The sequence below is a fragment of the Rahnella sp. EDr1-12 genome, assembly GCF_049206505.1.
Taxonomy (GTDB): domain Bacteria; phylum Pseudomonadota; class Gammaproteobacteria; order Enterobacterales; family Enterobacteriaceae; genus Rahnella; species Rahnella rivi.
In genome coordinates, this window is record NZ_JBLZNY010000002.1 from 103,193 (window position 1) to 116,595 (window position 13,403).

Sequence of the window (13,403 nt, forward strand, 5' to 3'; positions counted from 1 at the left end):
CTCTCTCCTGAAAGTGGTAAAGCGAACCACACTGCACGTCGAAACTCCGTTTGCGGCACACGTTGCCCTTTTAGTTCCTACACTATTAAGAGGAACTCAGGCGGGAGCAGGACGCTTTACGTCTCCTCCGGCCAGCCCGACAGTGGCAACGGTGGCGGGTTTTACCGCCGCGACCAGACGTTAACGGGATATCCCTGCAGAATAAACAGGCAATTAACGAGAATGGGATACTGCTTCCAGAGAGTTTTTAGGGTTTGCAGTCCGTTGCAGCGAGAAGCGTTGGCTGACTTGCGGCACTTAAATCGTGTGTGCTTATGTACCCCAAAAGGGGCAAAACAGGTAATATATCCGCCACATCCTTCCGGGGTTATTTGCACTCACCACCGGCTAAAATAATCGAAAATACATAAGGATATATGTGGATTCTTTAAGGAATTTACCTGCAGCGCCATCGCTGGTGCCGCTTAAAATCATTTCCTCGGGTGCGGCACTCCCGGCGCATAAAGTGACATCGGCTGAACTGGATGTCCGGCTCGGGAAATCCGCAGGGTATGTGCAACAGCGTTCGGGCGTGGAATACCGTTTCCATGGCGATGACCGCGCCTCGCAGGTTCAGCTTGCGGTGGCCGCCATCACCGATGCGCTTGAACGCGGAAATATTGCGGCAGACTCCGTTGATTTGCTGATTTTCGCCTCCGCGATCCCGGTGCAGGCGCTGCCTTACAGCGCGGCGCACGTATTGAAAGCCTCGCCGCTGCGTGAAGGCATCAGCACCTTTGATGTTAACGCCAGCTGCGTCAGCTTCATTTCAGCGTTGCAGGTCGCCGCCGGTTTGCTCAATACCGGTGCTTACCAGCGGATAGCGATTGTCAGTGCGGAACTGGCGTCGCGGGGCATCAACTGGGCACATGAAGAATCGTCGATTATTCTGGGCGACGGCGCAGCCTGCGCCATTGTCGAACGGGGCGATGGTCGCAGCGGCATTCTCTCCTGCCTGATGGAAACCTATCCGGCCGGTGTGGATCTGTGCCATATCCGCGCAGGCGGTACCCGACGCAATCCCCGTGCGGGGATCGCCGACAGTGACTTTTTATTTCATATGGACGGCAAGCGCCTGTTCCGCCTCGCCGCTGCACTGATCGAAGAGTATTGGGCGCGGTTATTGTCTGCCGCGCAGTGCGCGCAGGGCGATCTGGCGGCCGTGGTGCCGCATCAGGCCAGCCATGTTTCACTCGAACACATGCGCCGCCGGCTGAACATTCCGGAAGACGTGCTGATTGATATCTACCGTCATCACGGCAATCAGGTATCAGCGTCTATCCCGACCGCGCTGCATTATGCCCTCACCCACGATCGCTTTTCGCCGGGAAAACCGGTGGCGCTGGTGGGCACCGCGGCCGGTCTGACGCTCGGCGGCATGGTGCTGATCCCATGAAAATTTTAGTGACAGGCTCCACCAGCGGGCTCGGGCGCAATGCCACTGAGTGGTTGCTGGCTGCCGGGCATCAGGCGGTGGCGGCGGGCCGTGATCTTGTGGTCGGGAAAATGCTCACCGACGCAGGGGCGGATTTCCGCTTTGTCGATCTCGACTCTGCGACTCCGGCGCAGCTGACCTCGCTGGTGCAGGGTTGTGACGCCGTCTGGCACTGTGCGGCCAAATCGTCGCCGTGGGGCAAAGCGTCTGACTTTATGCGCACCAACGTGGATCTCACCGACCGGCTGGCGCTGGCCGCCGGGCAGGCCGGTGTGCCGCGGTTCGTGCATATTTCCACGCCCGCCGTCTATTTTGATTTCAAGCACCACGCCGATATCGATGAAAGTTATCGCGCGAAACGCTTCGCTAACCATTACGCCCGCAGCAAATTTCTGGCGGAGGGTTGCATCACGCAGCGCCAGCAGCAATTTCCGGCAACACGTTTTACCGTGCTTCGCCCGCGCGGATTGTTCGGCGCACATGACCGGGTGATCGTTCCGCGCATTCTTGAGCAAATCCGCCTGAATAAAGGCGTGCTGCGCTTGCCGCGCGGCGGTGAAACGCTGCTGGACCTGACCTTTTCGCTCAACGTCGTCGAAGCCATGTGGCAGGCCACTGCTCAGCCACATCTTCCCCCGGCGGCGGTCTATAACATTACCAATCAGCAACCTGAGCGCCTGGGTGACATGTTGCATCAGTTGTTGAATGAACAGCTCGGGATCCGTTTCACCCTCCGGCCTGTGCCTTACCGGCTGCTTTATGGCGTGGCGAGCGGCATGGAGCTGCTGGCTCAGGCGCGCGGGCGCGAACCGCTGCTGACCCGCTACAGCGTCGGCGCGGTGAATTATGATATGACGCTGAGCCAGGCCCGTGCGATTAGCGAGCTGCACTACCGGCCTGTGTATTCCATGCAACAGGCCATCGGGCTGACGGCGCAGGCGATGCGGGAAAATAAAGGAGTGCACCGTGGCTAATCTCACCGCTTTTGACGTGGGCTATTGCCTGCATCCCGGCTGTATGGCCCTCAAAGGCGCGGGCTGGCGGGTGTGTAAATTCCCCGCGCGGGCATGGCTGTTAGAGGCGCAGGGCAAGCGCTGGCTGTGGGATACCGGCTACGCCGACCATTTTGAACATTACACGTCCAAAGGCATTTACCGCCTGTACCGGGCGACCACGCCGGTGCATTTCGACTCACGGGATGCGCTGTTCCGTCAGCTGGCGGATCGGGGAATTTCTCCCGCGGATATCACGGCGCTGATCATTTCGCATTTTCACGGGGACCATATCGCCGGGCTGCGGGACTTCAGCGGCGTGCCTGCCATCAGCAGCATGGACGGCTGGATCCGCACCCGTAAACTTCGTGGCCTGGCCGCCCTGAAAAACGCGTTCGTACCGGGGCTTATCCCGGACGATTTCGAAACCGGGCTGCAATGGATGGAAGCCATGGAGGAAACGCCCCTGCCCGCCGCGCTCGCCCCCTTTGAGGGCGGATACAGCCTGCCTGGCAGCGACAATGAAATTATTCTGGTGCCGCTGCCGGGACATGCTGCCGGACATATCGGCGCATTTGTTCTCACTGATTCCGGCTGGGAGCTGCTCGCCAGCGACGCAGCCTGGTCGCCGAAAAGTTACGAAAGTCTGCGCGGGCCGTCGCGTATGGCGCATCTGGTGATGGACAACAGCGCCGCGTATTACGAAACGCTGCGCCGCCTGAACCAGCTTTATCTGAGCGGCAATGTGAAGATCCACCTGTGCCACGAGGGGGATTTATGATCCCGCTGAAAACCCTGTGGCACTACCTGCGCACCCGCCGGCTGGTGTTTGACAACCGCGAAGCGTTGCTGGCGTGGCAACAGAAAAAACTGCGTCAGTTTGCCCGCAAAACGCTGGCAAAGAGCCCGTGGTTTAAGGCCTGCGCGACCCTGCCGCAAAATCAGTGGCCGCTGATGGATAAAGCCCTGATGATGGCGAATTTCGATCAGATGAACACGGCCGGTCTGAAGAAAGAGGCGCTGCTGGCCTGTGCGCAGCGTGCGGAACGCGACCGCCATTTCACGCCGCAGATTGAGGGGTTCAGCGTCGGGCTCTCGTCGGGCACCTCCGGCCAGCGCGGAATTTTCGTCGTCAGCCCGCATGAGCAGCAGGTCTGGGCGGGCGGAATGCTGGCAAAAATGCTGCCGCAAGGGTTACGCCGCGGTGAGCGCGTCGCGATGTTTTTGCGGGCAGACAATAACCTCTACCACAGCGTGAATAACCGCTGGCTGACCCTTGAGTTTTTCGATCTGTTTGCGCCTTTTCACCCGCAATTGCTGCGGCTGGAAAATGTCGCGCCGACCATTATTGTCGCGCCGGCACAGGTACTGCGGCAGCTGGCGCTGGCGGTGCTCAACCGCGAACTGACGCTCAACGTCAGCAAAGTCATTTCCGTTGCCGAAGTGCTGACCGCTCAGGATCGTCAACTGCTGGAGCAGGTTTTCCCGCAGGTGGGTGAAGTCTATCAGGCAACCGAAGGTTTTCTCGCCGCCACCTGCGAGCGGGGGACGCTGCACCTTAATGAAGAGTTTATCCACGTGGAACCGGAGTGGATAGACGACCGCCGCTTCGTGCCGGTGATTACCGATTTTACCCGCCATACCCAGCCGATTGTGCGTTACCGGCTGGACGATGTGCTGGTGAAACGCGAGCAGCCATGCGGGTGCGGGCGCGTGACCCTGTCCATCGAGCGCATCGAAGGCCGCTGCGACGACTGGCTGGCATTGCCGGGCAAAGACAGGCAGCCGCAGGTGATGTTTGCTGATGCCTGCAACCGGGTGATCGCCAACGCCCTGCCGCTGACGGCAGACTACCGGCTGACGCAGCAAAATGACGTCGCGTTGTTGCTGGAAGCCGAATGCAGCGAAAGCGAACTGGCCCTGTGTAAAACCCGGCTGGAGCAGCATTTCGCTGTACAGGGCGTGGACCTTTCTCAGTTACAGTGGACGCTAAGGGCAGGAAACATTCCCGCCAACTTCATGCTTAAAAAACGTCGGATCACCCGCTTAAAGGACACCGTTCATGGTTAATCGTTTATGGCAGATGTTGCTGGGCTGGGGCGCAGTCGGCGTGGTTTATCATCTGACGGATACTTTTCAGACCGCGGGCACCGTGCTGAAGCCCTCGGTGATTGACCGGATGATCCCGTTCAGCCCCGGCGGCATCTGGCTGTATCTGTCGTTTTTCATCATCATCCCGCTGGCTTACCTGACCTGCCCGGCACACCGGCTGCGCTGGTTGCGTAATGCGATGATGCTCACTGCGCTGCTCTCGGGGATGGTTTATCTCCTCTGGCCGACCACCCTGGTGTACCCCGCATTCTTAGAAGACTCGCTCAGTGCGCGGATGCTCTCGGCGTTAGCCGCCGTTGACTCGCGCCAGAACTGCCTGCCCTCGCTGCACATGGCGCTGACCGTACTCTCCGTCTGGGCGCTGAGCAGCCGCCATCTCTGGAAAACCGGCCTGTATATGCTGTGGTGCCTGGCTATCGGGTTCTCAATTTTACAGTTACGTCGCCATCTGTTTGTCGATCTGCTGAGCGGTGCCGGTCTGGCACTTGGCGTCGGCGCGCTGCTGTGGCGGTTCATGTTGATTACGCCGTCTGGTCACAAGGAAAGTGCTCATGGTTGATTTAATTATTCCGATCATCTTTATGCTGGTGGTGGTGTTAGGCGAAGCCTGCCTGTTGCAGTATTTGCGCAAAGAGCCGGTTAACTGGCGCGATGTGATGTTTAACCTCAACTCCGGTCATGTGATGTTGTGGCTGTTTCGCGGGCTGGAGATTTTCTGTTACGGGCTGGTTGTCACGCATTTCAGCCTGAACTGGGTCAGCGGCTGGCCTGCGCCGCTGATGTGGCTTTTCGCGTTGCTGGCATGGGATTTCGGTTTCTACTGGCTGCACCGGTTGCATCATAAATTCGGCCCGCTGTGGGCGGTGCACGTGGTGCATCATCAGGGGGAGCACTTCAATCTGTCGCTCGGCGTGCGTAATTCCTGGTATTCGTCGCTGACCTCGATCCCGTTCTTTATGCTGCTGGCAATTGCCGGTGTGCCGCTGTCGGTGTTTATCGCCGTGTCGCTGCTGCACTACAGCGTACAGCTGTTCAATCACAACGCACTGACGCCCAATCTCGGGTTCCTCGAGAAAATTTTTGTCACCCCTTCCCATCACCGCGTGCATCACGTGAATGACCGTTTCTACGCGGATAAAAACTGCGGCGGCACGTTCATTTTCTGGGACAAAATGTTCGGCACCTACTGGCCGGGTTTGCCGGAGGGCGAATTTACCTACGGTTCAGGTAAACAGCCGCACCCGCAAAATCCGTTCTGGGCGAGCAATCAGCCGTTCTTTCAGTATCTGAAACTGCCCTTGCGCTATCGTCATAAACCGCCGCAGTTCCGCTGTGCCACGGCCAGCCTGCTTACCGGTGCGCTGTTGCTGTTCTCGCTGGTGATTGGCTATGTCTGGCAATACGGTTACGGCTATCAGGGCACCACGCTGGCGCAGGTCACGCTTTTCCTGTTGCTGATGGCCGGTACGCTGGCGCTGGGCGCAATTGCCGAAGGCCGTAAAGGGGGCGTCATCGCGTGGCTGCTGATCACCGTCGCTCTCCCGCTGATTTTCCTCCTCGGTCTGGGCTGGCACGACAGGTTCTGGATCTGGCTGATGCCGTTAATCAGCCTGCACGGCGTCAGTCTGGCGCTGGGCGTGGGCCGACGTCAGACTGAGGTGGCCGCCTGTGAGTAAATTACCGGATCTGCCGTTATTTATGCCCGATGGCGAACAGGCGTTTCACCGCGCCCTGAACCAGCAGGCGCTGGCGTATTTGCAGGCGCGGGGCGACCACCGCTACGCCGATGGCGTCAGTTTGCTGAAAGCCGTGGCGCTGACCTTGCTGTGCGTGGCGGGTTATGCGATTTGCCTGACGCAGTACTACGGCTGGGGATTTTTCGGCGGCTACCTGCTGTTTGTGCTGGCGGGCATGTTGCTGAACGTCAACGTCAATCACGACGCGTCGCACAACGTGTTCTTACGCAGCACGCGCGCCAACCGGATCATCAGCCGTCTGGTGACGCTGCCGCTGGGTGTCGATCCTGATTACTGGCGCATCCGCCACGTCGGGTTTCATCACCGCTATGCCAACGTTGAGCATTACGATCTCGACACCCAGGAAAATGGCATCTTCCGCCAAAGTCCGTATCAGAAACATCGCCCGCACATGCGCTATCAGCATCTTTACTGGCCGCTGATCGCCGCGCTGTCCCTGCCCTATATTGCGTGGATTTTTGACTGGTCAGACAGACTGGGCAAGACACCGCTGAAACTGACCGGCGCGCTGCCCGGCAAACGCGGCTGGGCTATTTTCACCGGTTTTAAGCTGCTGCATTTGCTGCTGGTGCTGGTGATCCCGCTGTTCATCGCGCATGCCCACCACATCAGCGCGGGCGTGGTGATAGCCAGTTACCTGATAAGCCAGATGATCGCATCGACGTTCGTGGTGTTTCTGCTGCTCGGCACCCACTGGGCGCAGGCGGAATTCTATGACGCGCCCTCGCAGGGCAAAATGCCGCAGGGCTGGTATAAACACAATTTTGCCACCGCCTGCGACTGGCACCCGACGCCGCTGTGGCTGGAGAAATGGTTTGGCATGCTCAATCTGCATCTGACCCACCATCTTTTTCCCGGCTGGCATCACCGGCACTACCCGGCACTGGCCAAGATCATTGCCGGTCTGGCCGCAGAACACGGGATGCCGTATCGCTGTCTGAGCTACCGCGAGCTGATGCGCGAACAGCAGACATTTTTGCGCGCAATGGGCAACGGTGACGATCCGCGCACGGCTGAAGGCGGCAACCCCTGGAGCCAGCCATGACGGCGCCAGGGTATCAGCAGCGTGAGGATCTGGCGCTTCACCGCGACCTGACTAAAGCCGCGAACCAGTATCTGTTGCAGCATCAGGATCATCGCTTTGCCGACGGGCGGATGATCGCCAAATTGCTGTGCCTGCTTGCCCTGTGCGCGCTGTTTTACACCACGGCGCTGCTCAGTGATAACCGGCTTATATTTGCCTGTGGTTATTTCGCGTTTATTTTTACGGCAATGTTACTGGCGATCAATGCGGTACACGACGCCTCGCACAATGCGTTTTTCCGCCAGGCATGGGCGAACCGTGCGCTGAACCTGGTGATTTGTATTCCGCTCGGGCTGGATGCCGATTGCTGGCGGGTGCGGCATGTGGAATGCCACCACGCCCACCTGAACGTGCAGGGCTATGATCTGGATATTGAGGAAAACGGCGTGCTGCGTCAGACCCCGTTCCAGCGCATCAAAGGCTTTATGCAGATGCAGCATTATTACTGGCCGTTTGTCGCCGCACTGACCTTCCCCTGCATCATCTGGTTTTTCGACTGGATCGACCGCGCGGGCAAAACCCGCGTGCAGCCTAAAATGCGCCATCAGGGCATCCGCGGCTGGGCCGTGTTCCTCACCGCAAAAATGTTGCATCTGCTGCTGGCGCTGGCGCTGCCGTATTGGGTTTTACATCAGCAGGGTATGGGCGGCGACATTCTGCTGTGGTGCTATTTAGGCGGGCAGATGCTCTCTTCGCTGATTTTTGTGGTGCTGATATTGGGGTCGCACTGGGCGATGGGCACGTTTTATCAGGTGCCGGAAGACGGGCGTTTTCAGCATGGCCGTTATCGCCACGTGTTTGCCACCACCATCGACTGGGTGCCTTATCCGCGCTGGCTCTCTTACTGGCTGGGTGAGCTGAACCGGCATCTGACGCACCACATTTTTCCTGCCTGGAACCACCGCCATTATCCGGCGCTGTCGGCGATCATTGCGCAGGTGACGCAGCGTCACGGCGTGACGTACCACTGTGTTTCACTGAAAGATATTCTGGTGGCCCAGCAGCGTTTTTTGCGGGCCATGGGGAAAGGAGAAACAGCGCAGGGGCTGATGGACAAACCTACTGATAATTCACAATAACCTGATTACTGAGCACGCGTAACGGCGGATTCATCGCCCCTTTACCGGGTACGAAGTACACCAGCCTCATGGGCGAAATGGCCGCCTGACCGTAAAAAGATCGGGTCTGACCGCTGTCTGCATCGAGCGCTACGCAGCGGTTGGTCGTATTGCATAACGACACCTGAAGCCCCGCCGGACGCGGCCCCGTCAGCCGGTAATTCCAGCTGACCGTGGTGATGGTCGCCGACGCCCGCTGCCGCAAAGGGGAACTCTGCGGTGCCGCGAGCGGCGCAGACGAGGCCATCACGCCCCGGTTTTGCAATGTCACACCGCGCTGGGTGTCCGACCAGGAGCCGGACGCCGCCAGCACCGGCGCGCTGATCAGCATCAGAGACCCCATCGCCACGCGCAACAGCTTGTTCATGTTCTTATTCACCGCCGATAGTCGCGGTCATGCGGATCTGGCGGCTGTCGCTCATTTCCAGATTCGACATCACCACAATCTGCGGCAGGGAACGACGCAGGAAGCGCGAAAGCAACGGACGCAGCGCGTGGTTCACCAGCAGAACCGGCGGCGCTCCGAGCATATCCTGACGCTGCAACGCCGCTTCAGACTGCGTCAGCAGACGGTCAGCCAGACCCGGCTCCAGCCCGCCGCCGCTCTGCAAGGCCTGCAACAGCAGACGCTCCAGCGCGGTATCCAGCCCGATAACCTGCACTTCACCGGTGCCAGGGAACCATTGCTGGGTGATCGCCCTGCCCAGCGCCACGCGCACCACCGAAGTGAGCTCATTCGGATCAGGCTGGGTCGGTGCGTATTCCGCCAGGGTTTCAATAATGGTGCGCATATCGCGGATCGAGACGCGCTCGGACAGCAGGTTTTGCAGCACTTTGTGCATGTTGGTCAGCGAGATGACGCCCGGAATAAAATCTTCGGTCAGCTTCGGCATTTCTTTGCTGACCCTGTCCATCAGTTCCTGCGTTTCCTGACGGCCAAACAGCTCTCTGGCATGCAGACTGATCAGGTGATTGAGGTGCGTGGCGACCACGGTGCTGGCTTCCACCACCGTAAAGCCCTGAATCTGCGCCTGTTCACGCATCGCCGGTTCAATCCACACCGCCGAGAGCCCGAAGGCCGGATCCACGGTCGCTTCACCCGGCAATTCGCCAATGGCACTGCCCGGATTGATTGCCATCCAGCGGCCGGGATGCGCGGTGCCGGTGCCAATTTCGACGCCTTTCATTAAAATCCGGTAGCCCGCAGGCGGTAATTCGAGGTTATCGCGGATGTGAACAACCGGCGGCAGATAGCCCATTTCCTGCGCGAATTTCTTACGAATACTGCGGATACGCCCCAGCAGTTCGCCATTTTGCGCGAAGTCCACCATCGGGATCAGACGGTAACCGACTTCCATGCCCAGCGGATCTTCCAGCTGAACGTCCTGCCAGCTCGCTTCCACCAGCTGTTTGTTTTCCCCTTCGACCGGCGCGGCTTCTTTTACCACCGGGGCTTTTTGCTCCTGACCACGGATCCACCACGCCAGCGCTAACAGCCCGGTCGTGAACAGCAGGAAGACCAGGTTCGGCATGCCCGGCACCATGCCGAGTAACCCCAGCACGCCCGCACTCAGCATCATAACGCGCGGGTTACGGAACAGCTGGGTCACCATCTGCTCGCCGACGTCCTGATTGGTACCGACGCGGGTCACGATGACACCGGCCGCCGTGGAGATCACAAGTGCTGGGATCTGCGCCACCAGACCATCACCGATGGTCAGCAGGGTGTAGCTTTCCGCCGCGTGGCCGAAATCCATATCATGTTGCAGTACGCCGACCAGCAGGCCGCCGACCACGTTAATGATCATGATCATCAGACCGGCAACGGCGTCACCGCGCACGAATTTACTCGCACCGTCCATAGAACCGTAGAAGTCCGCTTCCTGCGTGACGTCGCTGCGGCGCTGTTTGGCTTCATCTTCACCAATCAGACCGGCGTTGAGATCGGCGTCGATAGCCATCTGTTTGCCGGGCATGCCGTCGAGCACGAAACGCGCGCCGACTTCGGCGATACGCCCGGCACCTTTGGTTATGACCATAAAGTTGATCAGCACCAGAATGATGAACACCACGATACCGATGGCGAAGTTACCGCCCACCAGGAAGTGGCCGAAAGCTTCGATCACCCGCCCTGCCGCCGCGCCGCCGGTGTGACCTTCGAGTAAGATCACACGGGTCGAGGCCACGTTGAGCGATAAACGCAGCAAGGTGGAAAACAGCAGAATGGTCGGGAACGCGGCAAAATCCAGCGTGCGCTGGGTGAACATCGCCACCAGCAGCACCATGATGGAAAGCGCGATGTTAAAGGTAAACAGTAAGTCGAGCAGGAACGGTGGCAGCGGCAGCACCATCATCGACAGGATCATCAGAATCAGGATAGGGCCAGCCAGCACCTGCCATTGTCCGGACTTAAAGTTGGCGGGTAAACGCAGCATCGCGGCCAGATTAGCCATGGGTATCACTCTCTCCTGCAAAATCCAATGCGTCAGGCACCGGTAAATGTTGAGGTTTTTTAGGGATCAGTCCGCCTTCACGCTTCCAGCGTTTGAGCTGATAAACCCAGGCCAGAACTTCCGCGACCGCGGCATACAGCGCGGCCGGGATTTGCTGACCAATATCACTGTGCCGGTAAAGCGCACGTGCCAGAGGCGGCGCTTCCAGCATCGGAATTTTGTGTTCTGCACCCAGCTCTTTGATGCGCAGCGCCACGTTGCCCGCACCTTTCGCCAGCACTTTTGGCGCACTCATTTTGTCTTCGCTGTACTGCAACGCCACCGCGTAGTGCGTCGGGTTGGTGACAATCACGTCGGCCTTCGGCACATCGGCCATCATCCGGCGGCGGGCCATCGCACGTTGCTGCTGGCGGATACGCCCTTTAACGTGCGGGTCACCTTCCTGACTTTTATGTTCGTCGCGGATGTCCTGCTTGCTCATGCGCAGTTTCTTCAGGTTGCTCCAGATTTGCCAGAACACGTCGAACGCGACCATCGGCGTCAGCCCGAAGACCACCATCAGCCCGCAAAATGCCACCATGCTCAGCGCTTCGCCGAGCGCGGGAATGGTCGGCTGGGCGATCAGGCGCAGCATTTCCGGCCACTTATGCCACAGGTATAAGCCTGCGACGCTGCCCACCAGCGACGCTTTCAATATCGCTTTCAGCAGTTCCGCCAGCACCTGACCGGAAAACAGCCGCTTGAATCCGGCAATCGGATCCATACGGCTGAACTTAAATTCAAAGGATTTGGCGCTGAACAGCAGGCCGCCCAGCAACAAGGGCGCGGCGAGCGCGATCAGGATCAGCCCGCCAATCACCGGCAACAACGCCATCACCGCTCGACCGAGCAGTGAGGCCATTTGCTGCAACATCTCCCGGTCGTTGCCGATGATGTTGTGATCGAAATTCAGCCCCTGGGCGATCATCACGCCAAGCTGGCGCGCCATGGATTCGCCGGACATCCACAACAGCGTCAATCCGCCGCCGAGCATCAGCATCGAGGTCAGTTCGCGCGAGCGCGGGATCTGCCCTTCTTCACGGGCTTTTTCCAGCCTGTGGGCTGTGGGGGCCTCACTTTTTTCGAGATCGCTTTCTTCAGCCACCGGCGGTTCCTGTCAGCATTTACCCGCCGCTCAACAGGCAACGGGCACAATTTCACGCATAGCATGACAAAAGCGGCTAAGTCTTATGGATGGAACAAGGGGGATAAATGCGGGTTATTCCACAGATGGCGGCAGAGGGGGAAAATATTTAAAAATTTTGGATAAGAGAAACACCTCTTTGCATAGCACAAAGAGGTGTTCTTTTGAGGCAGGCAGACGCATCAGAAACCTAATGAATCCAGCAGGTCATCGACCTGTTCCTGCGAGGCCACCACGCCGACACCGTTGGTATCGAGCTGCGGGCCGTTGAGCAGGCTGTCGTTTTCACGTTTCGCTCTGACCTGTTGCTCAGGAATGTTTTCCATCAGCACCATCAGCAGCTGATTTTCAATTTCCTGCACCACGGTCATCATGCGTTTGATCACCTGACCGGTCAGATCCTGGAAATCCTGCGCCATCATGATTTCCATCAACTGTGCGTTGGTGAAACCGGTGTGCTCAGGCACTTCTTTCAGGTAGCCGCGGGTATCAGAAACCAGTTCGCGGGCGTCAGACAGTTCGATAGGATTCTCAAACCATTCCTCCCAGCGCTTGTCGAGCTTTTTGGCACCGGATTCCAGTTTGTTCTGACGAGGCTGCGCCGCTTCCACGCAGTTCAGGGCGCGTTCTGCGGCCTGCGCCGTCATGGTGACGACGTAGTCGAGACGGTCACGCGCGTCAGGGATCGCTTCCGCGGCCTGTGCAATGGCCTGATCCAGGCCAAGTTCACGCATACTGTCGCGTAACATACGGGTCAGTTGCCCAATGCGGGCGATAATATCGCCCGCGGTTGCTGCATCATTTGCAGGCATTGGTATCTCTGCCATAACTGCTCCTACATGCCCAGTTTTTCGAAGATTTTGCCCAGCTTTTCTTCCAGCGTGGCGGCGGTAAATGGCTTAACGACGTAACCACTGGCACCGGCTTGCGCGGCGGCCACAATGTTCTCTTTTTTCGCTTCGGCGGTGACCATCAGTACCGGCAGTTTTGCCAGTGCGGCATCCGCGCGGATGGTTTTGAGTAAATCCAGACCGTCCATGTTTGGCATGTTCCAGTCAGATACCACGAAGTCAAAACCCCCGGCGCGCAGTTTGTTCAGCGCATCAACGCCATCTTCCGCTTCTTCCACGTTCTGGAAGCCCAGCTCTTTCAGCAGGTTGCGAACAATACGACGCATGGTAGAGAAATCGTCTACTACCAGGAATCTCAGATTTGGATCGGCCATGTTTT

Annotated in this window: 13 protein-coding genes; 8 read left to right on the forward strand and 5 right to left on the reverse strand. The window is 58.6% G+C overall.

Annotated elements, in window-relative coordinates:
• The first annotated feature begins 418 nt into the window (after positions 1–418).
• From ACO0U8_RS09995 to ACO0U8_RS10030, 8 genes are read left to right on the forward strand one after another with little or no spacing between them, the layout of a single operon-like run.
• Positions 419–1,435, forward strand: coding sequence for a 3-oxoacyl-[acyl-carrier-protein] synthase III C-terminal domain-containing protein (locus ACO0U8_RS09995; protein ID WP_421670725.1), 1,017 nt, complete (start codon positions 419–421; stop codon positions 1,433–1,435).
• Positions 1,432–2,448 (forward strand): NAD-dependent epimerase/dehydratase family protein, encoded by a 1,017-nt coding sequence (locus ACO0U8_RS10000; RefSeq protein WP_421670726.1) that lies wholly within the window; start codon positions 1,432–1,434, stop codon positions 2,446–2,448. The genes ACO0U8_RS09995 and ACO0U8_RS10000 overlap by 4 nt, the downstream gene beginning before the upstream one ends.
• A complete protein-coding gene (locus ACO0U8_RS10005) occupies positions 2,441–3,247 on the forward strand; it encodes an MBL fold metallo-hydrolase (RefSeq protein WP_056769723.1) in 807 nt (268 codons plus the stop codon). Before ACO0U8_RS10000 ends, ACO0U8_RS10005 begins: the two co-directional genes overlap by 8 nt.
• The gene (locus tag ACO0U8_RS10010) at positions 3,244–4,536 is read left to right on the forward strand and encodes a F390 synthetase-related protein (protein ID WP_421670727.1); all 1,293 of its coding nucleotides are present in this window, start codon (positions 3,244–3,246) and stop codon (positions 4,534–4,536) included. Before ACO0U8_RS10005 ends, ACO0U8_RS10010 begins: the two co-directional genes overlap by 4 nt.
• Positions 4,529–5,137, forward strand: coding sequence for a phosphatase PAP2 family protein (locus ACO0U8_RS10015; RefSeq protein ID WP_421670728.1), 609 nt, complete (start codon positions 4,529–4,531; stop codon positions 5,135–5,137). Before ACO0U8_RS10010 ends, ACO0U8_RS10015 begins: the two co-directional genes overlap by 8 nt.
• Entirely contained in the window at positions 5,130–6,254 is a 1,125-nt protein-coding gene (locus ACO0U8_RS10020) for a sterol desaturase family protein (protein WP_122094987.1), read from the forward strand. The genes ACO0U8_RS10015 and ACO0U8_RS10020 overlap by 8 nt, the downstream gene beginning before the upstream one ends.
• 22 nt (positions 6,255–6,276) lie before the next feature.
• Positions 6,277–7,380 (forward strand): fatty acid desaturase family protein, encoded by a 1,104-nt coding sequence (locus ACO0U8_RS10025; RefSeq protein WP_421670988.1) that lies wholly within the window; start codon positions 6,277–6,279, stop codon positions 7,378–7,380.
• A complete protein-coding gene (locus ACO0U8_RS10030; protein ID WP_421670729.1) occupies positions 7,377–8,498 on the forward strand; it encodes a fatty acid desaturase family protein in 1,122 nt (373 codons plus the stop codon). The genes ACO0U8_RS10025 and ACO0U8_RS10030 overlap by 4 nt, the downstream gene beginning before the upstream one ends.
• Here ACO0U8_RS10030 and ACO0U8_RS10035 read toward each other — a convergent pair.
• The 5 genes from ACO0U8_RS10035 to cheY all read right to left on the reverse strand — a co-directional run bounded on the left by ACO0U8_RS10035 (position 8,479) and on the right by cheY (position 13,398).
• Complete coding sequence (locus ACO0U8_RS10035) at positions 8,479–8,904, reverse strand: flagellar protein FlhE (protein ID WP_205965071.1); 426 nt, start codon at positions 8,902–8,904, stop codon at positions 8,479–8,481. The genes ACO0U8_RS10030 and ACO0U8_RS10035 overlap by 20 nt on opposite strands.
• Positions 8,905–8,908: 4 nt before the next feature.
• A complete protein-coding gene (gene flhA, locus ACO0U8_RS10040; protein ID WP_056769715.1) occupies positions 8,909–10,990 on the reverse strand; it encodes a flagellar biosynthesis protein FlhA in 2,082 nt (693 codons plus the stop codon).
• Entirely contained in the window at positions 10,983–12,134 is a 1,152-nt protein-coding gene (gene flhB / locus ACO0U8_RS10045) for a flagellar biosynthesis protein FlhB (protein ID WP_056769714.1), read from the reverse strand. The genes flhA and flhB overlap by 8 nt, the downstream gene beginning before the upstream one ends.
• Positions 12,135–12,355: 221 nt before the next feature.
• Positions 12,356–13,000: a protein phosphatase CheZ gene (cheZ, locus tag ACO0U8_RS10050; RefSeq protein WP_056769712.1), complete on the reverse strand. Its 645-nt coding sequence runs from the start codon at positions 12,998–13,000 to the stop codon at positions 12,356–12,358.
• Positions 13,001–13,008: 8 nt separating this feature from the next.
• Positions 13,009–13,398, reverse strand: a complete 390-nt coding sequence (cheY, locus tag ACO0U8_RS10055; RefSeq protein ID WP_056769710.1) for a chemotaxis response regulator CheY — start codon at positions 13,396–13,398, stop codon at positions 13,009–13,011.
• Positions 13,399–13,403: the final 5 nt, after the last annotated feature.